The sequence below is a fragment of the Paenibacillus oryzisoli genome (genome assembly GCF_001653565.1).
Classification (GTDB): Bacteria; Bacillota; Bacilli; order Paenibacillales; family NBRC-103111; genus Paenibacillus_E; species Paenibacillus_E oryzisoli.
Map to the genome: position 1 here is coordinate 37888 of NZ_LYPB01000060.1, position 25029 is coordinate 62916.

Here is a 25029-nt window from a genome sequence, read left to right on the forward strand (position 1 = left end):
GGATTACATCGAACTGACCCGCATGGCAGTTCCACAGTCAGGAGAGAATCTGCAGTGAACACAGTACAATGGTTGTCCTTACTGCTTTTTCTGGCAGCGGGATTAATGATCTACGTGGCATTTTTATCCTATCAGAAGCGCCATCTACCCGTTGCTAGAACGATGATTTTGATCATGCTAGGAGCGGCTTGCTACGCAATTGGATATGCTCTCGAGTTGCTTAGTCGCAACTTATATGAAGTTAAACTTTCGCTTCAAATCGAATATGTGGGCATTCCTTTCATCACGACGCTTTGGCTTTTTCAGGTCATCCAATTCTCTGGGACGGTTTCGCGTTATCGAAAGCACCTTGCGTTGGCGCTATTCATTATACCCGTAGGCGTCTTTTTTCTCCATTTGACCAATGAGTGGCATCATCTATTTTACGAGCAATATATCTTGAATGATCAATCTTCATTCCCGTTATACAAAACGGCTAAAGGACCTTGGTATACAGCACATACGCTATATAATTACTTCATGTTAGTGTGTGGATTTTTTCTGTTCATACCGATGTATTGGCGGTCTTCACGCATCGTGCGTAAGCAAATTATCGTACTGACGATGGGAGCCGCAGTGCCCTTGCTTTTCAACATATCCTTGTGGTTTGGTATGGTCGTCGACTTGACGCCTTTCGGGTTCGCGGTCTCTGGGATCGTCTACGCGTGGGGGATTCTGCGTTTCAATCTGCTTCGGTTTACACCGCTTGCGCTGACGCAAGTGTTCGACACCATCCGGGATGGTGTTATCCTACTTGATTATAAGGATCAAATTGTTAGTTATAACAAAGCGGCCGAAGGCGTGTTACCTGAACTCACTTTGACCAAACATTACCCCGCTCATGTCGAGGAAGTTCTCTCCGCCAATCCAGAATTGATTCATCTTATTCTTGACTCACATAACGGAAACGAACGGTTTCCATTCTACAGATCCCAAGCTGGTGGCAATAAGCATTATCAATGCAGCGTATCGTTCATCTATGATGCAAGCACACCTATCGGGAAAATGATCCTGTTTAACGATATCACGGAGTTGAAAGAGAACGAGACTAGGTTGCGTGAGAGCGCGAACCAGCTTGTGGAATTAAATTCGTTTAAGGACAAGATGTTTACGGTTGTAGCCCATGACATTCGTGATCCAATCGCGCTTCTAGTCAGCTTGACCGAACTTCTTGGTGAAGAGATTGCTGCGGATAACAAATTGCATGCCGAATTGTTCGGAGTACTCCAAGGACAAGTGCAGAACACGTTCCATCTGGTTGAGAATTTGCTCGATTGGTATCGGAGCCAGAAAGGGAATGTTGTGTTTCGGCCGTTAAGCTGGAATTTACAGCAAGTCGTTCGTCAAGCACTGTTGCTAGCGGAATCGAAGGCAGGAATGAAGCAAATTGCAATGAGAGAGTTCATTGACGAGAAACTGACAGTTAGTGCGGACAAAGAGATGCTTGATCTCATTCTCCGAAACTTGATTTCCAATGCGATTAAGTTCACGGGAATTGGTGGAAGGATTGATATCGGAGCTAGTTTGGACAAGGACAGGATTGTTGTGACCATACGCGATAATGGAGCAGGAATGGATGAAGAGACAGCGGACATGCTGCGCCGTGACGATACCTTCATCAAAGTGCCGAACCCCGAAGAAAGTGAAGGGCATTCTCGATTTGGGCTTATGCTTACTCGCGAATTTGTAGCCATTCATGGCGGGAAATTGTGGTTTGAAAGTGTGCGCGGTGTAGGAACGACGTTCTACTTTACTTTATACAGTTCACGGGGCGGGATGGACGTAATTGACCAGTGGAAGGGAGTTGAAGAAGCATGAAAGTAATTTTGGTAGACGATGACACGACAATGCATTTGATTTTGAACAAAATGTTACGCAAGTTGCCAGAAGTTCATGTTGTTGGCACCTTCACAGATACGAAGTCGGCGGCCGCCTTCTTACATGCGCACACAGATATCGGCCTCGCGTTTGTCGATATCGCAATGAAAGGTGAAAACGGGATGGAATTCGCCGCAAGGATAGGAAGCTCTGGCTCTCCGGTTCAACTTGTTTTCGTCACATCTCACAAGGATTTCGCCCTAGAAGCGTATGAACTTTCGGTTATCGACTATTTGGTCAAGCCGGTTTCCCAAGAGAGGCTGCAGAGGGCAGTCCATCGTGCGATTGTGAACTGGCGTGCTTTTCATTCGCCATCGACTCCGTTAGCACCTGAACCGCACACAGATAGAATCGTTATTACAGCGCTCGGAGACATAGTTGTGAGCAATGAAGCAGGCCGCGTGAAGTGGATCTCGCGAAAATGCGCCGAGCTATTTGCATATCTCCTGCTACAACGAGGTAGACGTATACCGCGTTCCAAGCTGGTTACTGATATTTTTGGCGGTATGGAACAAGCAGGTGCGGAGAACTATTTGAACACGACAGTGTATCAACTTCGCAAATCGTTGGAACCACTAGGTATGCGAGAGGTTATACGTTCAGAGAACGATGGCTATGTACTTGAATTGAGTGATTGCCTGATAGATTATGTAGAATTCGAAGCGCAAGTGGAGGAACTACAAACGATGGATGCCAGCCAAGTGGAGATTGCTCTAGGCGCTGAACGGCTGTATACCGGGGATCTGTTCGGTGATAAAGCGTATGTTTGGGCCATTCACGAAACAGAACGTTATACCCAAATGTACGCCGCATTCGTCAAACGATTAGTAGCCGCGCTTATTTCGTTGGGGGATACAAGTTCCGCTTCAAAGTTATTACTCAAGCTAAATGAGCACAATCCGCTGGACGAGTCGGTGATACGCCATTTGATGATCATACGTGAGATGACTGGAGATAAAAAGAGTTTGAACGCACTGTATACGAATTATGTACGGCTGCTCAATCAAGAGCTTGGGATTCGTCCTTCTGAGGAGTTAACTATGCTATATGACTCGTTAGTTCGAGCGTTTACTGATAAAAAGACAAAAACCGCGAAGCCTTGATGCTGCGCGGTTTTTGTCTTTTTCTGGCCGAATCTTTCATTATTCTTTTAGTGAGCTGTAGTAGATTGATAGGAGAAGAAGTTGTTAATGTACCGACGGTTGAAAATTAAAATCTGTCTGTAAAAGGAGTATAACGATGATACTGATAGCAAGATTAAAGAAAGACTTTTTACTAAAGTTTCTAATTATTATAGCAGGGTGCGCATTATTTTCCTTTTTATGGCTTATCAACCCCAATATGAAGCAAGCATCTGCAGCGTCATGGACGTACTGTGCAGGCGATGGAGAGAATTGTTCGTTTACTGGCACGAAGATGGTCCAATACGGTTGGGCAACGTTCGATAGTCAAGTATGGGTTATTAAAAAGCTGACGCCTCAAACGTACCAACTTAATGGTGCATCCGTAGAAGGTGTAAGATGCAGCGCGAGCGAGTTTGCTCCTGTTTCGGGTTCTATGTTTGGTAATTTTTGTATGGTGAGTGAGCCAGAGCCATTGCTTGATGTCTCGTGGTCTGCATCCGTCGGAGAAGGGAATATGTCAGTTACGCTTACATTTTCCTCTACAGAGACGAGCGCTGGGACGCTAGATGAGTTGAAGAATCATATTTCAATCAAAAGAACGGATGAGGCTGACTTTATAGCTTTAGCGCCAGAAGATTCCATCAGCAATGCAACTTCCAATTTTGGTGGCGGTACGATTGTCATTACCTTTCAAAAACCGCTAATGGGTTTGGACAACCAAATTCGAATAGCTGCTGGCGCTTTGAAGGATATTCTGGGCACTACTTTTGATAGCGAGATCGAGATTAATCAATTAGATGAGAATGACCTAGGTAATTGGCAGTATGTAGGTAACAGGGGCATATCCCAAGAGGCATCATTTAACATGTCACTCAAATTCGTACAGGATATGCCCTATTTGGCTTATATCGAAGACACTGGCAATAAATTATTTGTGAAAAAATGGGATGGCCGCAGTTGGATTCCCGCAGGAGATGAGTCGATTTCCGGTGGAACCGATGGGCGAGTAGGAACCGCATTTTATGCATCTACGGCCGTTTCAGGCGATATGCTTTATGCAGCTTACTCGGATATAACGAATGGGTTTAAAGCCTATGTCAAAAAATACGATGGAAACCATTGGCAGCTCGTAGGCGCTGGAGCTGTTTCCACGGACAGGGCGTTCGAGATGTCCATTACCGTTTCAAACGGTATCCCTTATCTGGCATACAAAGATGGGGCCAATGGCGACAAACTTACCGTGATGAAGTTTAATGAGGGCAATAATAGTTGGGAAATGATGGGGATCGCGGGATTTTCACAGGATCCGGTATCACAGATCTCGTTATCAGTTAATAATGACATCCCTTATGTGGCTTATCGCAATGAGAAATCGGATCGCGTCAATATAGGCGGCACATGGCAAGGCATGACAAGTTATTCAGGAGAGTTTAAAAAGTTTGATACGGCTAGCGGCAATTGGGTGAATTTAGGTCCTTTTGCGACGGGCGGAAATTCGACCACGTATTTGACCTTTGATGGGGGCATTCCCTATGTGGCCTATGTCGATTGGCTCACGGGTTATGGGGTCACATTGAAAAAGTTTGAAGGAAGCAGTTGGACTAGAGTAGACAATGGTACTTTTAAAGTAAGAGATTCCAGTAATATCAGTTATACCTCGTTCTATTTTTATGAGGGCTTGCTCTATGTGGCAGGCCTATTATCAGACGGAAATACAGGTGTGAAAAAATGGAACGGAAGTAGTTGGATATCTGTTGGTACTTCGGGTAGTACAGAAGGATCGGTAATGGCTAATTCCTTATATGTGAATAACGGCATTCCGTATCTAGCTAATAGCTCCTTTATCTTAGGGGGAGACCTTACGATCAATAGAAAGCCTGGTGTTCAGAAATTTCTTCTAACAGCACCGGTCTTGACCGCTGACTCCACGAGCAATAACACGGAAAGTCCAATTGAACTTACCTTTTCGGATTTGTCGGCTTGGCGCAATGAAATTACCGAGGTTAAGGATGGCACAGTTACGATATCGTCAGCTGTATATACGGTTAGCTCGGGGAAGTTAACGTTTAATCCAGGTGTGCTGAGCCTAGGTAACCATACCATCACGGTTTCGACGAAACATTACGGAGATGCTACTGCTAGTCAGTTGGTTCAGTTGAAACCAGTGACTTTAGCGCCTGACACGACAGAAAATGATGTTGTCCATGACATCGCTATTACATTCGCTGATAATCCGGCATGGCGCGGCGCCATTACGACGGTGAAGGACGGAGTGATAACCATACCGTCAGATAACTACGTCGTAGACTCGGGAAAAATCACTTTTAGTGCTGGAGTACTAGCACATGGTGATCATATGATTACGATTTCGGCAACTGATTATTTTGATACAAGCCTTAATCAACCCGTCTCATGGATGCATTCACCTCATTTAATTGCGGATAACACCGATAATTACGCTGCGAGTGCGATTGACATCACGTTTGCGGATGATGCGAATTGGCGGGATGAGATCACAGCTGTCAAAGATGGAACGAAGACGGTGCCAGTGGCGAAATATGCAATAAACGCTGGAAAAATTTCTTTTAAAGCAGCCGCTTTGTCATTAGGAACCCATATTATCACCGTCATTGCACCTAATTATGACGATGCCATCGTTACACAGGATATTCGCGCAGGTACAGGAGAAGTGATCAGCACCGATGCATCGCTATCTAATATGGTAGTTGATCAAAGTGCATTGACATTCAATCCTTCGGAGTTTTCTTATCAAATGGATGTAGCCAACAGCGTTACAGGTTTCAATTTGACTTTAATCAAAGCGAATCCTAAGCAAACTCTATCGGTTACTGGTGTAACTTACACGACTAGTTCTGTCACCGGTAATGTGTACGTGTACACGATTTCTAATTTGAATGTTGGACAGAATCCAATCTTCATCGATGTATATGCACAAGATGGAAGTTCACATTCCTATGTGCTTACTGTGAAACGGGCCGAGCCAAGCGCGCCAAGTGTGCCAAGTGCGCCTGGTGGAAGCGGTCCAATTTCACCGCCGACGTCATCAATTACTACAGTGATTACCTCCACAGATGGCAATTTGACATTGCCAGTTGGTAAAACAGGCGAAGTTAGTTTGAACAAGGAAGTTACGATCTCGATTCCGGCGGATGCTTCATCCCAAGAACTCAAGGTGACCATTGATAAAGTGTTGGATACACAGGAATTAATTAAGGATAAGGATTCGCTAGCAAGCCCTATATTTGAAATTTTGAAGAACTTCACCGAGAACTTCAGCAAACCGATTACGCTGATGTTTGCATTTGATCCGGCCAGTATAGCAAGTGACCAAAGAGCTGCGGTTTTCTATTTTGACGAAACGAACAAGATATGGGTAGAAGTTCCCGGTGGAAAAGTAAGCGGGGATCAGATCACCGTAGATGTGAATCATTTTACGAAATATGCGGTATTTGCAGTTGACCCAGAGGTAGTTAACCTGAATTTTAGTGATATAGTGGGGCATTGGGCTGAGTCAGGTATCCTGCAAGCGGTGAAAGGCGGTCTAGTCACGGGTTACCCTGACGGTACGTTTAAACCGAATCATACTGTGACGCGTGCGGAGTTTGCAGTCATGCTGATGAATACATTGAAGCTGCAGGGAGTAGGCGGCAAGCTGAATTTTACAGATCGTGGAGAGATTGGCGCTTGGGCGCAACAAGCCATCGCACTCGCAGTGCGTGAGGGGATCTTGCATGGCTATGAAGACGGCAGCTTCCAACTCAACGCAGAAATTACGCGAGCCGAGATGGCGGTAGTGATTGCAGAAGCTCTGGGCAAAGTTGCCGAGACAGATTCTGGAACGGGCTTTGCGGATGATAACCATATTGCCGTATGGGCAAAGGGCAGTGCAGCTTTCGTGTTACAATCCGGGATCATGCTGGGAAAAGGTGATAACCTATTCGCCCCGAAAGATCATGCGACGAGAGCAGAGGCAGTAACAGTTCTCTTGAAAGTTGGCGCACAGAAGAGCAAATAGTGGGCAAAGTATGAAGGAACCTAATAAAGTCATAACGGTTAGCAATAATAAAGACAAAATTACAAGAGCCCGAGGGAAAGTATCTTCGGGCTTTATGGATTACCGTCAGCCAAACGTTCAATTTATTCATTACTGCTGACAAGCAGATCCGGGTATTTATGGATTCTCCTTATACTCAATCGTTAGCCCTTCAACATGACGTTTGCTCATCATCTTTCGCTTCTTTCGCGTGTCTGCCGATTCGAACACGATGTCCATATCGTAGTCTCCTTCCGGGTATAGCTTGCTGCGCTCGATATAGAGAGACAATCTCTTGCGGTTAATGAGCACTTTCTCTTTCTGGATTTGCACTGTAATATTTCCGCGATGGTCCGGCTCGCTGCAAATAATGCCTGTGCGGCGCAGCGCGTGCACCCATACGCAGTCGCCAATCGCGAATATCGGTATCGGCGCTCGCTCCCCTTTTTCTTTCAATGTGACTTTTACAGGAATTTCTTCTGTAACCGTTGTAGATATTGCAGGTGCTTCGGACGATCGTTGCGTCGCCTCGTATGTGATTTGCTTTGATCTCTCGATGAGCGCAAGAGGCATTCCGAGCTTTTGCGCGATATAGAAAGCATAAGAGGAGCCCGCTTGACCAATTGTTAGCTTGTAAAGGGGCTCAAGCGTTTCGCTATCAAACTCCATACGCGCATTCTCGAAGCCGCGCGCAGCGTGAGCAAATTTCTTGATCTCGTTAAAATGAGTCGTAGCCATGACCGTTGCCCCGCGTTGGTACAGTTCCTCCAGCACTGCAATGGATAGGCCGATGCCTTCTCCGGGGTCGGTTCCTGAGGCAAGCTCGTCGAGAAGCACCAGCGACGATAGTCCGGCTTCCTTGAGAATGCCAATCACATTCTTGACATGCGAGGAAAATGTACTGAGCGAATTCTCGAGACTTTGTCCGTCTCCGATATCGACCATAACGGATCTGTATACAGCAAATTCGCTTCCTTCTCCTACTGGAACGAGCAATCCCGACTGCACCATAAGTGTCAGCAGACCGACTGTTTTCAGCGAAACGGTTTTGCCTCCTGTATTAGGCCCTGTAATAACAAGTGAGCGGTAATTGTCACCGATGCGGATATCAAGTGGCACGGAATGCCTGCCGAGCAGCGGATGACGGCCTCCCAGGATGGAGATCCGACCGCGATCGTTTAATGCGACCGTTCGACCGTCAAGTATTTTGGCGTATTTGGCCTTTGCGAACATAAAGTCGTAATGACCGATCGTTTCCAAATTGATAGAGATTTCATACTTATTGCTCTCAACCAGATCCGTGAGATCGCTTAGGACCCTTGTTTCCTCCGCGGCTTCCTCGGACTGCAGATGCATCAGTTCGACATACAGGTCAGCGATATCAGTCGGCTCAACGAATACAGTCTGACCGCTCGCTGACTCGTCCAGCACGGCACCGCCAACTTGTTTGCGGTATTCCTTCTTCACGGACAACACGTACCGGCCACTTCTCGTCGAGACGACGCTTTCTTGTAAATAGCTGCGGTATTTGGACAAAGCCGTGTCGAGTTTCTTGCGAATGCGGTCGTCAAGGATGTTCATCTTCTTACGGATGCGAGACAAGGCGGCGCTCGCCTCATTATCGACTTGACCATTGCGGATACAGCGCCGGATTTCGGCTAACAGTTCTCGCTGGTCGTAAAGGGATAGCGCATATGAGGCGATGCGCGGGGCGAAGGATTCCTTCTTTATCATAAAGTTCTTAAGTTGCTGTGTACTTTCGATGAATCTGGCGAAGTGCATAAAGTCTTGTGGCGTAAAAATAAATCCTTTCCCGAAAGTGCCTATAAGCGGCTCAATGCCTTCAAGGGATGGGACGGGCACACTGGCACCATGGGCTATGACACTAACCGCTTCTTCGGTTTCTTGAAGTAGTGTCGTGACAAGGACCATCTCGATAGTTGGTTCCATATTGGCAATGTGGGCACGGCCCAAATAACTCATGGCAAAGTCGGCCAAACGCTGTTTCACGCGGTCATATTCCAAACGTTGATAAGTGGACTTGTTCAAATGAATGCCTCCTTTTGGGTACAAAAAAAAGCGGACTGGAAACAACAATCGTTTCCAGTCCGCTTAGGGAGAAACTGATGTTCTTAACAGCATCAATATGCAACCTGCCAATAGAGAACGACAAAACAAACCTGTCCATTTGAACGGTTCACTCGCGTACGCCAAGCAAAACAGATTGCACTATGAAATTGCTAGTTAAGAACGACCTCAGACATTAGAATCTCTCCTTTGTATTACTCTACGGCTAGTATACCCTTATCATATGTGAGTCCAGTCTGGAAATCTTGGGAGAAATTAGCTTAAGTTAAACTTTCCGGGAGAAAAATAAAAGTCGGAAAAGTAATGAAACTCCACTGGTAATTAACTTCCATTCCCCTTTCAATCCGGATACGCTTTAAGGTGAAGTCTTCGCTCCAAACTACACTTTCGAACGGTTGGTGAGAGCATGTTCCGAGCAATGAAAGAAGGGCTGGCAAGAACCTTAAGCAAAACGATTGGTGGACAAGGTCGCTTTTATAAAAAGAGTCTAATTACGATCTTCATCGTATCGGGTATTCCTGGGCTGTTGATGGGGGTGCTCGTGTATTGGATGGCTGGTGGGCGAGTGGAGAGTGAGCTACTTCAACTGCATTATCGGCAAATTGAACAACGATCGCAAAATATTGATGACCAGTTAGGGAATCTGGAGCTGTTGTTATCCCATTGGGCCTTCGATAATAAATTTGACTATAGCCTAGACGGCTTTGACTTTGTAAGGAATTTCGAAAGGACGCAGGATATTACCAGAACATTGGTTGCCATGCAAGGCTCCAATGCGATGGTGAAGCATGCTGAACTTTACGTAGGTGGAACAAGCTCTGTGCTGTTCAATCCGGAATATATGAAGATAGATGATCGAACAGCTGCCATAGCTTCCCGATATAATCCGCTCATCCACGGTCAAAATACGACCTACTGGACGCAATGGTCCTTTGATTCGAATCGCCCTGATAACAAAGATTTAACGCTGGTTCATCAAGTCCCTGGTGGAAGTTTGAAACCATTCGGAGTGCTGGTATTCCGTTTTGATAACCAGAAGGTGGCCAATATGCTCAACACGCTGACGCCATATGATGGCGGGGAGACGTTTCTGATTCAGAATGCTGGAGAACTGTTCGTTTCAGCAAATGGAAACACGAGTGCATCACCGTTTGTAAGCGCTCTTCGTGACAAAATTGCCTCATTAGCAAGCAATAAGGGTTCTTTTTTTATGGAGTGGGAAGATTCTACCTATACAGTATCCTACGGTAGCTTGGCGCGAATCGCGGAAGATTGGACCTATGTATCCGCATCGCCGATATCAAGCATCACATCACCGGTCGTCTTCATCTCCAAGCTGATTATCACAGTAAGCCTAGCGGTATTGCTGCTTGCAGCTATTCTCGCATGGCTAGCATCACGGCGCATTTATTTACCTGTCAAAAGGCTTGTAGTCATGCTAGGTGGCAGTGTGGCTCACCATGAACATGGGGACGAGTTCACCTTATTGGAGTCGAAGTGGACGAATCTGCATAACGAAAGTCAAGAACTGAATACGAAGCTGACGGAACAGCTGCCGCACCTGAAAGACAGCTTTCTTCACCAACTGCTGCAAGGCTATTTGAATGCGTATTCAGAGGATGATCTGCGTCATCGGATGGAGCGCTTTCAGTGGGACGTGAAGCAGAAACAATTCGTTGTCCTCTATGTTCAATTAATTGGGATGACGAGCATGGAGGGGAACTTTCGACTAGGTGAAGAAGGGCTAGTTACTTTTGCGGCCGTGAATATGATTGATGAGCTGGCAGCGCAGTATTTTGAACAGAGACACACACTTAACTTTCACGATTTAACAGCGGGTATTCTTCTTATCCTGCCGGAGAATCAATCCTATAGTGATGCCACTCAAGCTTTTTGTGATGATTTGAAACAGTCGATTAACCGTATTTTGAAAATGCGCATGACCATGGCGATCAGCCGGCCAGTTTCGCTAATTTCGGATGTTCCGATTGCATTTGAACGAGCGAAACAAGCAGTTAGCTATCGCTATTTTGAGAATGTGAATCAGATTATCGATATGGAGCATGACAATTACGTAGGAGATGAAGACATGGAATTGCAATATCCATTTACACAGGAGCGGGAGCTCATACAGGCTTTACGGACAGGGAAAGAAGGGGAAGCAAGCGAGTTGCTGGTGTCTTTCCTGGAGGTTTTATCATGCAAAGGTGCCAAAGAAATTGAAGTTCAGCAAGGGATGCTGCATTTGCTTGGGAATGTTCAGCACGCCATCATGGTGTCCGGTATTAATCCGAATCGTCTTTTCAAAGGCGCGAACTTATATGAACAGCTATCCCAGATTCGAGAGTCTACGAGAATTCTTGCTTGGTTTCAGGATAAAGTGCTCAGCCCCTTCATGAGGGAAATGTCCGGTCGTTCGGACGCGCAAGTGAAACGGATGATTGAGCAAGCAATGATATATTTGCAAAATAATTATAGACAAGATATTTCGCTTGATAATTGTGCGGAGCATACAGGGACGAATCCATTTTTTCTAAGCAGATCCTTTAAGCAAGTGACTGGTAAAAACTTTATTGATTACCTGACGGAGCTGCGCATGGACAAAGCGAAAGAATTGCTCAGAGATTCGGAAATGCGAATCAACGATGTTGCCGATCAGGTGGGATACCAGCATACGTATTTCAATCGGATTTTCAAAAAACTAGAAGGCATGACGCCAACGCGCTATCGTGAGCATAGTCGATCTTCTTAACAATAAAGTATGAGTCCGCCAAAAAAGTGCAAACCGTCTCATCACGGAATGGCAATAATGTCTGCTTGTTCGCAAGTGCTCCTCTTACTACAATAGGGCTACATGTGAAAAGGAGATGATCGCTTGGCTTCGGATCTGGCAATTAAGCTGAATTGGTTGAACAAAGAGGCGTCAAAGCCTGTAGGGATAACGTGGGGAATACCTTGGCGCGAAGGTGAACTTAGACGTGATGAATCGTTACGTTTGGAAACGGATGGGGGTAATAGTGCTGTACCCGTACAAAGTTGGCCGACTGCTTACTGGCCGGATGGCAGTGTGAAGTGGTCTGCCCATGCGGCAACTCTTTCCGGATTAGATGGGAATTGTGCCATTCGCAAAGGTAATGGACCTGATCCGGTTTATCGTGTGACTGTAACCGAAACTGACGATACCATAACGCTCGATACAGGCGTCATGCAATGTATAATAGGCAAACAAGGAAAACAGTGGCTTCGCAGTATCGTTCGTGAGGGCAACGAGATATGCAGCGGCGGCGTGCTGATCGGCTTGATGGAAGAACTGAGCGAAACGTCAGGTGTTCGGATAAGTCGCGAGGAAACTTTCGAAAGCTGTATCTTACGCGCCGTTGTTGAACAAAACGGACCGATTCGAGCTGTCGTTAAGCTAGACGGCAGGTTACGCTCATCGACGGGAATAAGAGAGTGGCTGCCTTTTTCACTGCGAATGTATGTGTATGCAGGGCAGGAGACGATTAAACTCGTCCATACGTTTCATTATGATGGAAATCCCCATGAGGATTTCATTAAAGGCTTAGGCATTCGCTTCACGGTGCCGATGAGAGGTGCCCAATACAATCGACATATCCGTTTGGCAGGGGATCGGGGATATTTCAGCGAATCACCCAAAACGTTACATACGCGTCGAACCAAAGGAAAGTATAGGGAGCTATTTGAAAGTCAAACGGCAGGTGAGTTAACCGTATTCGACCCCGCAGAGGATGGGTATTTCCTAGGGCTGTTGGATGATTCGGCAACATGGGATAGCTTCAAACTCGTACAAGATTCATCCGAGCATTATCGGATATGGAAACGGACGAAGACAGGTTGCAGCTGGGTCAAAGTGACAGACGGTGCGCGCGCTGGCGGGCTAGGCTATGTCGGCGGCGAAGGCGGCGGCTTAGCGGTGGGGTTGCGTCATTTCTGGGAGAAGCATCCATCTAGCTTGGAGGTACACGGTACAGCGGGGGCGGAGGCTACATTTACGGTCTGGCTGTGGTCACCCGATGGGACAGCGATGGATCTTCGTCATTATGATACAGAAACACACGTGGAATCTTCGTATGAAGGGGCCGAGGAATTGCGTGCTACACCATATGGTATAGCAAATACGAGTGAATTGATGCTGTGGTGTACGCATGAAACGCCGGATGCAGCGCTTTTGGTGCATATGCAGGAAGAAGTGCACAATCCCTCGTTACTCATTTGCGAGCCTGCGTATTATCACGAATCGAGGGCTTTCGGCTACTGGAGTTTACCAGACCGTAGTCATGCAGTGAAAGCGCAGTTGGAAAGTCGGTTGGATGGCATTATTACCTTTTATCAAGATGAAGTTGAGCAACGGAAGTGGTACGGTTTCTGGGATTATGGCGATTTCATGCATAGTTATGACCCAGTAAGGCATGTATGGAATTATGATTTAGGTGGCTGTGCCTGGCAAAATACAGAACTAGCACCAAACATGTGGCTTTGGGTTATGTTCCTTCGTACGGGGCGAGCGGATATCTTCCGGATGGCAGAAGCGATGACTCGGCACACGAGCGAAGTTGACTTGTACCATTTCGGTGAATACGCGGGACTCGGCTCCAGGCATAATGTGGTTCATTGGGGCTGCGGCTGCAAGGAAGCTCGTATTGGGATGGCGGGCTTGCATCGGTACTTCTACTATTTGACTGCCGATGAGCGGATCGGAGACATCATGGATGAAGTGCGTGATTCGGATTTCACGACGGTGAACCTGGATCCGATGCGTGCTTATTTTCCGAAGGATGAACATCCTACGCATATCCGTGTAGGGCCGGATTGGGCGGCTTTTAGCTCGAATTGGATGACGCGTTGGGAGCGTTATGAGGATACCTCTTATCGGGACAAAATCTTGGTGGGCATCAACTGTATTAAGGACGCCAACTATGGTCTAATCTCAGGACCAACTTATGGATATGATCCCAAAACAGGTGTCCTTTCGCCACTTGGTGACGATAACTGGGGCAGACATTTGGCCATATGTATGGGAGGCCCGCAGGTATGGTTTGAGCTTGCTGGTATGCTGAAGGACCCTGAATGGGAAAACATGATGGCGGAGCTCGGCGTCTATTATAACCAAACACAAGAGGAGAAGGATAAGCTGACCAATGGTCAGATATCCACGAAAAATTTCGAGCATCCTGTGCTCAGTGCAGCGATTACGGCGTATGGCGCATTTTATAAAAGGGATGATGCGACCGCAGAAAAGTGTTGGACTATTTTACTCGGAAACGCGTTTGCTAAGGTTGATCTTCAGCAGGAGGCTTCCATTGTCGCGCACGTGGATACCTTGCAAGAGATCGATTGGATGAATACGAATGAGGCCGCACAGTGGTCCTTGAATACGATTATTGCACTTGAGCTTATATCAGATTGGTTACCCCAATAGACGAAATTGAGGAGAGATGAGCTGTGGGACGTACGTGCAAGGAGCCTTATCTATTAGGTACGTTAGATATTCGTTCGGCGGGTCCGCGTTGTAAAATGCTTCTAGGCGACCTGAACGGTGACGGTCGCATGGAGATGCTGCTAGTGCATCCTGACAATCGGCAGGATGTTCGCTATATTCCCCATCAGGTGCAATGCCTGACGGCCTTTGATCTAGAGGGCAATCTGCTGTGGCAGACAGGCAAGCCAGATGCGAATGCAGGAAGTGCAGGATCAGACTATCCCGCACAGATTGCTGACATCGACGGCGATGGTCGCTTAGAGGTACTATGTGTGATGGATGGGCGGTTTCTCATCCTGGATGGGGCGAGTGGCGAGGTAAAGAATTCTTATGGGCTGCCGCATGAACATGCCCATGATTGCATTATTGTAGCGAATTTGACGGGTGGGGCATTTGCCAGTGACATTATTCTCAAAGACCGTTATCACACGATGTGGGCGATGGATCGTCATTTTAATCTACTCTGGACACATCATGGTAACCCTGGGCATTTCCCATGGGTTTATGATTTGGATGGTGACGGGAAAGACGAGGTCATGGCTGGTTATGATCTCTTGGATCATGATGGTCAGAAACTGTGGAGCTGCAAAGATCTTGAGGATCATGCCGACTGTATCTGGGTCGGGGATGTGAATGGAGATGGTCATCCTGAACTTGTGATCGGCGGCAGTGTTACGGTAATGTATGACCGCTTCGGGAAAGAACTGTGGCGCTATGAAGGATCTATTGAATCGCAGCATATTGCCTTGGGGAGATTCCGCATAGATAAACCAGGGTTGCAGATTGCAGGATTGGATCGAATTGTCCGTGAGGATGACGGAAAGGGATTGAAGGGGAAGGATGGTTTGTTTTTGCTGGACTGCGAAGGTGTTGAGATTTGGAAGGAAGACCGTCAAACAGACGGCTGGCTGACGATTATTGAGCCGATCCGTGGCTGGGAAGCCGACTCCGCAGATCTGATACTGGCCTATCGCAGAGGCGGCGGTGTCTGGCCATCCTTATATGATGGTGAGATGAACGTTGTTGTTGAATTTCCGCTAAATGGATATGCTGTACATGCCGATGTATGTGGTAGCGGAACAGAGCAAGTGATTATTTATAATGACGACACAGCCGCCATTTATGCTTGTAAACCGCTTGTACTGAGCGATGGACGATCCGGCAGAGCATTGCCGCAGCCCAAACGCTTGTCTAGCTCAACCTTATATCCTGGCGGTGAAATTCCGTTATGAAGAGAAAGGATTTTTACGATGACAGATGTGTTAAAGTTCGATTTCGGAGTAGGTAACCCGGAGTCAGGATATACCAAGATTACGCCGCATACTGAATATGAGAAAGCGGTTGGCTATGGATTTAACAATGTGAAGAATGTTCATGCGAAAGATCGGGACGAGCCAGGTGCGTTGCGTAGAGACTTCTGCATTCCGCTGGATACTTCGTTTCTAGTGGATGTTCCGGATGGGACCTACCGTGTTTCAGTTCTGTTGGGCGATGAGATTGCAGAAACGGAGACAACGATCACGACTGGTGAAGGAAGGCTGATGCTTCAGAAGCAACGTACGTCAGCGGGACATTTTGTGCGCACAAGCTTCTCTGTCTGGGTCGCGGATGCACAGTTAAAGCTGACGTTCACAGGGAGAGCACCGCGCATCAATGCGCTAGAAATCGAGTCTGTGCCCACAACTTGTACATTGTTTCTAGCAGGGGATTCTACTGTGACCGATCAACCGACAGACGGGTATCCGTATGCAGGCTGGGGACAAATGCTCCCGCTTTTCGTCAAAGGGGATGCGGCGGTGGCGAATTATGCCTTGTCGGGCAGGAGCTCGTTAAGTTTTATCGGCGAAGGTGTCCTGGATACGATTTGGAGCCGCATCAAGCCACACGATTACCTGCTTATCCAATTCGGTCATAATGACCAGAAGCCCGATGAAGCGCGGTTTACGGAGCCATTTTCCTCCTACAAGGAAACATTGAAAATCTATATCGACGGCGCTCGCGAGCGAGGCGCCTATCCGATTCTGGTCACGTCGGTGCAACGGCGTTTTTTCGAGGAAGATGGCACGCTGCGGGATACGCACGGCGATTATCTGGTTGCTATGCGCGAGTTGGCGGCAGCGGAAGAAGTGCCCTTGATCGATCTTGCTGCTAGCAGCAAAGCTTTGTTTGAAGCATTAGGGCCAGAAGGGACGAAGCGATTATTCATGTGGCTGGCCCCAGGCGAGTTCTTGAATTTCCCTGACGGCGTGGAAGATAACACGCATTTCCAGCAGTTAGGCGGAGTTGAAGTCGCGAAGCTGGTTCACGCTGGCTTGAAAGACTTGAAGCTGCAGCCGCTCAGCTTGTATTTGCGATGAGGCAGGGGACACCGTTGCCTGTATAGATGTGAGAAGGAGCTAAGCGTGTTTTGTGCTTAGCTCCTTTTTATGTGAATCTGTGTGGCTGCAGCGGGGGATGGGGGATTTGGTGCGCGAGATGCGCTGCAACGCTGAAAAACCGCGTTACAGCGGTGAAAAGAGCTCGTCCCGCCTCGCGTGCAAGCTGTAACGTTGAAAAACACCGTTACAGCGATGAAATGACTCAAAAATTCCCCCACCCCCGCACCTGCCATACTATAATCAATGGTCAAAGTTGCGAGAATACACTTATTTTCAGTGAAACGGGCTCGAATATGGAAAATTAGTGCAAATAGGCAATCTTTCGGAGCAAAAAGAGTCCAAATGGTCTACATCTCCAGAAATAGTTGCCTTTTTGCACGCATTCTAGCTAGCGAGGTCATTTCGACTCAAAAAGATGTATCTTTGCACTTTTGAAGCAACTCAGCACGATATCAGAACCATATCAGAACCATATCAGAACCATATCAGCACAGTTCGACGCCAAATCTGTGCGATCAGCGTAGGAGGCTGTACCATCACGGCACATTTGCTTATCACTTCACGCAAAAAAGAAGCCCCTCCACCACTTTCGTGGTTGCAGCGAGGGCTTCTTTCCTTTAGCTACTTCCTACTGAATGTTAATCTTTGTAATCAAGGCTCCGGTGCCTTGCAGGGTTATGGCGCGATTTTGCACCATATTTGACATGTTACCTGTAATACTCACAGATGAGGACACGTTGTAAGTTGTCGTCACGTTGCTTCCATTGGTTCCAGTTTGGTTGATGGTAATCGTGGCAATCTTGCCTTGATTCGTAAAGGTTACACTGTTAAATGTACCAGATACACTGAAGTTCTGATTGTTGCCGCTAGTCAGCTGCGTGACTTCCGCATAGATGGCTGAATTGTTGTAGGAACGGATTTTGACAATATCACCTGCTTGTAAGGCTGAACCGCTGACCTGAGTACCGCTGCGATAGATGAAAGCTTTGTCGTTTACATTAACCGCTTGTGCTTGGTTGCCATTGACAATCACGACGACAGAGTTCGTTGCTGAAATGACCGTACCTGTGAATTGGGCAATGTTTGGCTGGGTAACCGATGTACCATCCGCTCGCTGAAGGATTTCGGCATGGAGCACAACGCCATTATAGTAATGGACTTTAATGACTTGACCCGGTTGCAGCACGGCACTTGTCGTTTGAGCACCATCCGAGTAGATGGAAGTGTTCGCATGAAGCTGCAGGCTATATGACTGTCCGGCACTCGTGAGTGTGAGTAAATTGTTGCTGACTTGACCAGAAACAGTTCCGGTCATCTCGCCTGTCGTAGTGACGGGGGAGACACTTTTGGTTACTTCAATAACCGCTGCCGTATGATTATAAGCGTAAGTTGTTAGAACATCGCCTACTTGAAGCGCGGAAAGAGTTGTAAAGGCACCATTTTTATAAATGATGGTAGTACTGTTCAGTGAGACGCCTTGAAGCCCGGCCGACGTGGTTAGCAGCAATGTATTATCGCTAATGGGATAAGTCAAAGTACCAATGATAGTCGATGCCAAATTCGTTGGTGTCCCAACTGTGCCCACGGCTTGTGTCACTTCTACATAACTGACCCCATAGTTGTAGGAGCGAGTGGTGACGATGTCACCTACTTGCAAGCCTGCGGCTGTCGTCTGAGCGCCATTACGGAAGTAAAGCACGTTGCTATTCAGAGGAAGGGAAATCGTCTGCCCATTGATTAAAAGGGTGATCGTATTCCCGGATATCGCGGAAGTTACCATGCCTGTCTTCACACCTATGGCTTGTGTTGGCGTTGTCGGGTTACCTCCATTGGGCTGGGAAACTTCAATATAAATGATGGAGTTGTCGTTGGAACGAATCTTGAGGACATCCCCAGTTTGCAAAGCGGAAGGACTGACCTTGGCGCCATTTCGATAAATAAATACATCGGGATGCAATGTCAAATTAATGTTCTGACCGTTCGTACGGACGGTTAAGATATTGCCGTTGACAGGTGCTACCACAGTTCCTGTAACAAGCCCCTCAATACTACCCGGCAATTGATTCCCTGCGCGATCTAATAAGGCAGCAATTTGCGCGCGTGTTACGAGCTGTTTGGGGCGGAATGTATTATCCTCAAAACCGTTCACAAGACCTTTGTCAACGGCCACCTTGACATATCCCACCGAACCAGCAGGAACGGCAGACGAATCGGAGAAAGGTAGCTTTGCGTTCATATTGGCTTCAGCTTCGTCTTGAAGCTTCAGTGCTTTGACAAGCAGCGTTGTAGCCCAGAGGCGATCAGCAGGCTGATTCGGGTTGACGATCGTATCCGATTCGGTGAAGAGATCATTCTCCAAGGCAACAGCTACATACCCGACGGCCCAAGAAGGTACACTGGCGGCATCAAGGAAATTGAGTTTCGTCGCTTTTTCTGCATCGGATTCAGCTTGATCGCGAAGCCCCATTAACCTTACAGCCGCCGTAATGGCCTCAATGCGTGTAACTGTTTCTTGTGGTTTGAAAGTACCATCGGGATACCCATCGAAAATACGTCTAGAGACGAGACTCATAATGTAGTTTAAAGCCCATTCGAATTCTTTGCCTTTGATATCTTTGAAATCAAACTTAATTGCGTTTTGCGGGCGTTTGTCAAAATTCTGACGTGCGTTACTGTTCCGATCATCGTTGTGATCCCGACCGTTCTGTGCGAAAGCCGTTGTGCCAGTCGTCATAACAAGGCTAAGGGCCAGTGTAGGGATAAGCAGTTTCTTCATACGCAAATGCTTCATCTTTTTCTTCTCTCCTTAATAAAATATATGAGTAGAAAATTGCGACCCTGCGGTGTGTGATTATGCGAGTCAAACTTAGTAACAGTATTCGGGTGTAGATGGATTTTTCTGGGTGTTGATTTATAAAAAAGGAAAATCAGTTTCCGTGTTATTGCTGAATAGCATTAGCTTGGTTGCGTTTTCGCAATTTAGAAGATATTTCTTGCTGTTTTTCAAAGATTCTACCGCATGCTTCGGAATTATTTCCAAAAAAAAGTAATATATTTTTCTTAAAACAACCCGCATTGAGAAGGAATATAAAGCCCAATGAAGTAAGTAATAGAAATGAAATATTTCAATCGAATCGTTCTAGCCTACGGGTCCTTCACCCGTCCAAATTCCTAGCATAGTATGTAGGAAGGTGGTGATGAAAAGTGACAAATTCACTTGAGGGCTGGATAATTTACACGATTTGGGGCATTTTTGGGTTTATGATCATTGATTTTCTTATTGCGTTCTTCAAATCCTTTTGGGTGGGCTCCTTCGGACCTACAGTCGTGTTAGGTTACTTGAAAGATGTCCTATACTATGTACTGCCACTGACGGTTCTATTATCTATGATTTCTTTCGATCCAACAGGCTGGATAGTGGTGATTTTTTATTTCATTTGCGGCCTCGCTGTCATGGCGAAGTACGTGCTCGATATCATTAAGAAATTCCAATAATCGTCGCCGTGGCCCTGCTTCTAGCGGGGCCAACATGTATGCTTTTTTTTCATAGGGATACTCAAACTTAATCATAGGAAGGAAGTGTAGCCATGAGGAGTTATCAATGGATTAGATGGCGAAAGTTAATCCTCTGGCTAGCAGCCATCGTGTTGTTTGGCGGGCTGCTATGGGCAGGTGGGCCAACCGCTTGGGGGATTGCGATAAGTGTTGCGACTTTATTAATGCAACTCGTATTCGCTATGGCCTTCATGATCATTCAATTTGTTGCGCTGTTCTGGTTTCTTGCTCGAGGGCGAACTTATTGGATTCTGCCTGGAGAGACTGGATCGACATGGGATGACTATCGTGGAAATCCTGAGATTGTCGAAAATGCGAAGCGAATTGTTACCCTGCTTAAAGGTGTTAGGGAGTTCAAGGAAATGGGTGGCGAAGCGATTCGCGGATTATTGCTTTGTGGACCGCCAGGTACTGGGAAGTCATATTTAGCCCAGGTTATTGCGAATGAAGCTCAGGTTCCTTTTGCCTATGCGTCTGCACCAAGTTTTCAGAATATGTTCTTCGGTGTAGGCAACCTGAAAGTCATGGGAATTTATAAAAAAGCCCGCAAACTTGCACGTGTCTATGGTGCTTGTATCATCTTTATTGATGAGATCGATGCGATCGGTATGAGCCGTCAAGGCGGCGGTGGCGGTATGGGCATGGGGATGATGGGCATGGGCGGCGGTTCAGGCCTACTGAATGAGCTGCTCCTGCAGATGGACCCACCTAATATTGATACGTCCAAAATTGTAAAGATGCTGCGCGCTCTAGGGCTGCGCCGCAAAAAGGCAGAACGCCCGCCGGTCCTTACGATAGCAGCTACTAACTTGCCTGATGTACTCGATTCCGCTTTGCTCAGGCCAGGTCGGTTCGATCGCCAACTCTGGGTGGATGTCCCGGATTATGACGGTCGAGTTGATATTTTCCAATACTATTTGAAAAAGGTTAAGATGGATGCTACGCTAACCGCCGAAAAGGCAGGTCTTGATTCCATTGGTTACAGCCCGGCGCAGATTAAACATATCGTCAATGAAGCTGTCGTACTCGCACATCAGCGCGGTGCGCAAGCGGCCAGCTATGAAGATTTTCGTGCTGCGATGGAAACTTACGAATGGGGGCTTAAACAGCCTTATCGGTCCATGCAAGACGACGAGAAACGCAGTATTGCTTATCACGAAGCTGGTCATGCGGTAGCTCAATTTTTACTAAAGCCTCACTCGCGAGTATGGAAAGTAACCATTGTTCGTCGTGGTGGTGCGCTTGGACTCTCGGCTACGAAAGAGAACCATGAGCGGCACCTCCAAACGGATGCCGAGATGCTCGTATCCATTCAGGTAAGTCTTGCTGCGCGTGCAGTAGAGGATGAATTCTTGCATAAGAAATTGAATGGGGTTACATCTGATTTACAGCGTGCTACTGAGGTGGCGGGTGCATACTTGGGCATGATGGGTATGGGGGATGAGTTGTTTAGTTTCCTTGCAGTTGGCTCTCGCGTGGATGGACTCAAAACACTTCGTCCGAAGATTAATGAGCTGTTGAATGAGCAAATGAAACAGGTTAAGGCACTCGTTCTTGAATATTCAGAATTCGTCCATAAGATTGCAGAAGAGTTGCTGAAGCGGGAAGATTTAACTGGCGATGAGGTTGAAGAAATATTTGTTCAACTGTATGGTGACACCAAGGCTAGAGCTATCGAGGTTGTCCCTCCCGCTCCTAAAAAGTCATCTTCACCTCCAACAACTGAACAGCAACTATTGGAAACGGATGAAGAGTTATAAAAGGTTAAGAACATGCCATGTTTGAAGGATTGCCTCCTAATTGGCCTTATCGGTTAACAAAGGGGCAATCTTTTTTCGAACAAATGACGATCAAGACGGGACGCAAAGGAGAACTCGATCATGGACTATGACGCTATTGTGGTTGGAGCAGGACTCGCGGGTTTAGTGGCAACGGTAGAGATCGCGGATGCTGGCAAAAGGGTGCTACTCCTGGATCAGGAACCAGAAGCATCGTTTGGCGGACAAGCTTGGTGGTCGTTCGGCGGTTTATTTCTGGTGAATTCTCCGGAGCAGCGCCGGTTAGGTATCCAAGATTCACAAGAACTGGCGTGGCAGGATTGGCAGGGTTCAGCAGGCTTTGATCGTGAAGACGACGAGGATTACTGGGGCCGCAAGTGGGCAGAGGCCTATGTTGAGTTCGCTTCTGGTGAGAAACGCGATTGGCTTCATGCCCTGGGGATTCGCTTCTTCCCCGTTGTCGGGTGGGCGGAACGCGGAGGCTATCTGGCAGATGGACATGGCAACTCTGTGCCTCGTTTTCACATAGTTTGGGGGACAGGTCCTGGCATCATTGCGCCATTCGAGCAGCGTATTCGCGCGTACATCAAAGAAGGTCGTGTCATCTATCATCCACGTCATCGTGTGAACGAGCTCATTCAAAGCGGCGGCGCCATCGCAGGCGTTCGCGGATCTGTGCTTGTCCCTAGCTCTGCGGCTCGTGGGGAAGCAAGTTCGCGTGACGTGATTGGCGACTTCGAATACCGTGCGGGAGCGGTTGTCGTGTGTAGTGGCGGAATAGGTGCCAATCACGAGTTAGTTCGCCAATATTGGCCGAGTCGGCTGGGTGCAGCGCCCAAGCGGATGCTCTCTGGTGTGCCTGCTCATGTTGATGGGCGCATGCTCGCCATTACGGAGCAATCCGGAGGTCGGATTGTGAACCGCGACCGGATGTGGCACTACACGGAAGGGATCAAGAATTGGAATCCCGTATGGCATAATCACGGTATTCGTATCCTTCCGGGACCATCCTCACTGTGGTTAGATGCGCGTGGTCAGCGTTTTCCCTCACCAAACTTTCCTGGATTTGATACATTAGGCACGTTAGATGCGATTCAAAAGTCAGGCTACGACTATTCCTGGTTTATTTTGACTCAGAAAATCATTGAAAAAGAATTTGCCTTGTCAGGCTCTGAACAGAATCCCGATTTGACGGGGAAAAGTATACGTAAAGTGTTGTCTAGAGCGCTGCCAGGAGCGATGGCGCCGGTGCAAGCTTTTATGGATAAGGGAGAGGACTTCGTCGTTGCTTCCACATTGGCTGAACTGGTCACGGGCATGAATGCATTGACGGAGGAAAAGTTGCTAGACTATGCTCATATTGAACGGCAGGTAAAAGCTAGAGATCGGGAAATTATAAATAAGTTTACGAAGGACCTGCAAATCACGGCGATTCGAGGCGCTCGCCATTATATTGGTGATAAATTAATTCGTGTTGCCAAACCGCATCGACTACTGGACCCTGCGAAAGGCCCGCTTATTGCTGTGCGATTGAATATTGTGAGCCGTAAAACGTTGGGCGGCTTGCAAACGGACTTATCCGGTAGCGTATTGAATCAAGCGGGAGAACCGATTCCAGGACTTTATGCTGCCGGAGAGGCAAGCGGCTTTGGAGGCGGTGGACTTCATGGGTATCGCGCTTTGGAGGGGACATTTCTCGGAGGGTGCTTATTTACCGGCCGAGTTGCGGGACGAGCTGTAGCGAAGAGCTGAATGGGTTCAGCAGCAGCTTAGGATAGGATGATCAAAGCATGCAAACAAAGGAGAACATCAGGATGACCGACATCGTAAACTGGTCAAATGGCGCTCACGGGCGCAAGTTTATCGCTTCATTTAGCGGGGGCAAAGATAGTGTCCTGGCGCTGTATAAATCACTGAAAGTTGGCGAAGCCGTAGGGCTTATCGTTATGCTGGAGGAAGAAGGCAAACGATCAAGATCCCACGGCATGCCTCCTGAGCTTATCCGCGCCCAAGCGGATTCGATCGGCTTACCCGTGTTAACGGCTGCTGCAAGTTGGGATGATTATGAGGAAGTTTTTATGGGACTATTGGCACAAGCTAAACGTCAGGGCGCAGAAGTGCTAGTCACAGGTGATTTGGATATGCCCGAAGAGGGCTGCTGGCACGACAAAGTTACCCAGAATGCTGGCTTACAACTCGGCATGCCCCTCTGGCGAATGGACCATGTCCAAACAGTCAAAGAATTTATTGACCTAGGGTTTGTGTCCGTACTCGTGACGGTCAATTTATCGTTAGGGATGCAGGAAGAAGATTTGGGACGAACGCTTACCCACGCGTATGTCCAAGAACTGCAAGCCCGTGGTATCGACCCATGTGGAGAAGGCGGCGAGTTTCATACAACCGTTATCGATGGTCCGATTTTCAAACAAGCTATACCTGTTCGCAAAGGCAGCGTACTTAGGAACGGGGATTATGCCTTTATGCCACTTGAGCTAATAGCAACTTAACTAGGTGCAGCAGTGTGCAAAACCTTCGCAGCCACGAAAGTGGAAGTGAAGGTTTTTTAGGAGAGGGTATTCAAACCTTTACAAATAAAATATAACCTCTTGATATTTCAAAATGAAGAGGATGCTAT

The 25029-nt window shown here is 47.3% G+C and carries 13 protein-coding genes; 11 read left to right on the top strand and 2 right to left on the bottom strand.

Annotated elements, in window-relative coordinates; genetic code table 11:
* Positions 1 to 54 precede the first annotated feature (54 nt).
* From A8708_RS12510 to A8708_RS12520, 3 genes are all read left to right on the top strand, one after another.
* Positions 55 to 1857, top strand: coding sequence for a sensor histidine kinase (locus A8708_RS12510; protein WP_068663811.1), 1803 nt, complete (start codon positions 55 to 57; stop codon positions 1855 to 1857).
* Entirely contained in the window at positions 1854 to 3020 is a 1167-nt protein-coding gene (locus A8708_RS12515) for a response regulator (protein WP_068663816.1), read from the top strand. Before A8708_RS12510 ends, A8708_RS12515 begins: the two co-directional genes overlap by 4 nt.
* 238 nt (positions 3021 to 3258) lie before the next feature.
* Positions 3259 to 7077: a hemoblobin-interacting domain-containing protein gene (locus A8708_RS12520; RefSeq protein ID WP_204787523.1), complete on the top strand. Its 3819-nt coding sequence runs from the start codon at positions 3259 to 3261 to the stop codon at positions 7075 to 7077.
* 156 nt (positions 7078 to 7233) lie between these two features.
* Here A8708_RS12520 and A8708_RS12525 read toward each other — a convergent pair whose 3' ends face one another.
* Positions 7234 to 9144, bottom strand: a complete 1911-nt coding sequence (locus A8708_RS12525; protein ID WP_068663823.1) for an endonuclease MutS2 — start codon at positions 9142 to 9144, stop codon at positions 7234 to 7236.
* A gap of 445 nt (positions 9145 to 9589) precedes the next feature.
* On the opposite strand from A8708_RS12525, the gene A8708_RS12530 reads away from it, so the two are divergent.
* The 4 genes from A8708_RS12530 (at position 9590) to A8708_RS12545 (ending at position 17040) form a co-directional block, all read left to right on the top strand.
* Positions 9590 to 11935: a helix-turn-helix domain-containing protein gene (locus A8708_RS12530; protein WP_239696656.1), complete on the top strand. Its 2346-nt coding sequence runs from the start codon at positions 9590 to 9592 to the stop codon at positions 11933 to 11935.
* A 123-nt stretch (positions 11936 to 12058) separates the two neighbouring features.
* Positions 12059 to 14623: an exo-rhamnogalacturonan lyase family protein gene (locus A8708_RS12535; protein WP_068663824.1), complete on the top strand. Its 2565-nt coding sequence runs from the start codon at positions 12059 to 12061 to the stop codon at positions 14621 to 14623.
* A gap of 95 nt (positions 14624 to 14718) precedes the next feature.
* The gene (locus A8708_RS12540) at positions 14719 to 15915 is read left to right on the top strand and encodes an FG-GAP-like repeat-containing protein (RefSeq protein WP_157264746.1); all 1197 of its coding nucleotides are present in this window, start codon (positions 14719 to 14721) and stop codon (positions 15913 to 15915) included.
* An 18-nt stretch (positions 15916 to 15933) separates the two neighbouring features.
* Complete coding sequence (locus A8708_RS12545) at positions 15934 to 17040, top strand: rhamnogalacturonan acetylesterase (RefSeq protein WP_082927456.1); 1107 nt, start codon at positions 15934 to 15936, stop codon at positions 17038 to 17040.
* A 649-nt stretch (positions 17041 to 17689) separates the two neighbouring features.
* Here the strand turns inward: A8708_RS12545 and A8708_RS12550 are convergent.
* A complete protein-coding gene (locus A8708_RS12550; RefSeq protein WP_068663828.1) occupies positions 17690 to 19852 on the bottom strand; it encodes an S-layer homology domain-containing protein in 2163 nt (720 codons plus the stop codon).
* Positions 19853 to 20265: 413 nt separating this feature from the next.
* On the opposite strand from A8708_RS12550, the gene A8708_RS12555 reads away from it, so the two are divergent.
* The 4 genes from A8708_RS12555 to A8708_RS12570 all read left to right on the top strand — a co-directional run bounded on the left by A8708_RS12555 (position 20266) and on the right by A8708_RS12570 (position 24901).
* Positions 20266 to 20556 carry a hypothetical protein gene (locus A8708_RS12555; RefSeq protein WP_082927457.1) on the top strand — a complete coding sequence of 97 codons (291 nt, stop codon included), beginning with the start codon at positions 20266 to 20268 and terminating at the stop codon, positions 20554 to 20556.
* Between the two features lie 92 nt (positions 20557 to 20648).
* Positions 20649 to 22376: an AAA family ATPase gene (locus A8708_RS12560; protein WP_082927458.1), complete on the top strand. Its 1728-nt coding sequence runs from the start codon at positions 20649 to 20651 to the stop codon at positions 22374 to 22376.
* Between the two features lie 120 nt (positions 22377 to 22496).
* Positions 22497 to 24146: an FAD-binding dehydrogenase gene (locus A8708_RS12565; protein ID WP_068663830.1), complete on the top strand. Its 1650-nt coding sequence runs from the start codon at positions 22497 to 22499 to the stop codon at positions 24144 to 24146.
* Positions 24147 to 24208: 62 nt separating this feature from the next.
* Positions 24209 to 24901, top strand: coding sequence for a Dph6-related ATP pyrophosphatase (locus A8708_RS12570; protein WP_068663833.1), 693 nt, complete (start codon positions 24209 to 24211; stop codon positions 24899 to 24901).
* Positions 24902 to 25029: the final 128 nt, after the last annotated feature.